This is a genomic window from Ammoniphilus soli, from assembly GCF_040813775.1.
This window is the reverse complement of record NZ_JBEGDL010000141.1, coordinates 1-969: the sequence shown is the minus strand read 5'-3', so window position 1 is coordinate 969 and position 969 is coordinate 1. Positions and strand designations below refer to the sequence as shown.

General features: G+C 38.9%; 1 protein-coding gene. It reads left to right on the top strand.

The genetic code is table 11. The features are described 5' to 3' along the window. Positions 1–15: 15 nt before the first annotated feature. Positions 16–969 (top strand): DUF3231 family protein (locus tag ABLT31_RS38750; RefSeq protein WP_367761039.1); only part of this gene is annotated, 954 nt, incomplete at its 3' end.

The following is a 969-nucleotide window of genomic DNA, read 5'->3' as shown; positions in this document are numbered from 1 at the left end:
AGGGGGATACAAGGAATGAAAACTGAACACAACATTAGACTTACTTCTTCTGAAATGGGATTCCTTTGGACTCAATACATAAGTGATAGTATGGCTGTATGCGTATTTAAACACTTTTTGGAAAAGGTAGAGGATACACAGATACAGCCCGTCATTGAATTTGCGTTAAGTTTATCGGAAAACCATGTAAAAAGAATTACTCAAATATTTATTGATGAAGATATTCCTATACCAAAAGGATTTTCCGATGAAGATGTAAATGTTTCCGCACCGCGATTATATTCGGATACGTTTGTATTAAATTATATCAGGCAAATGTCAAGAGTCGGGATGGCTACGTCCAGTTTAGCTTTATCCCATGCAGCGCGTTCGGATTTCACCGACTTTTATACCCAATGCCTTAGTTCAACCGCTGAACTCAATAATAGATCAGGAAGTGTTCTATTATCTAAAGGGCTTTTCATTAGACCACCTTTTATTCCAAAGCCGGAAAAAGTGGATTTTGTTGAAAAACAAAACTTTTTAACAGGATGGTTCGGGGAACGCAGGCCCTTGAACGCTATTGAGATCACCCATATTTTTATAAACTCACAAACGAATGCATTAGGGAAAGGCTTAATCATAGGTTTCAGTCAAGTAGCTCAGTCAAAACAGGTGCGTGAATTTTTTGTAAGAGGAAGAGAAATAGCGACTAAACACATTGAAATATTCCGGTCAATACTAACCGAGGATAATATCCCTTCGCCTACCACTTGGGATAGCGATATTACAACCTCTACAATTCCGCCATTTTCAGACAAACTGATGATGTTTCACATTAACGGGATAATCGCTAGCGGTATTGGAAATTATGGGGTTGCTATGGCTGCAAGCATGAGACGTGATTTATCTACTCATTATTCGCGCCTTACGGTAGAGGTTGGACAATATGCTGAGGATGGAGTAAACATCATGATCGACAATGGTTGG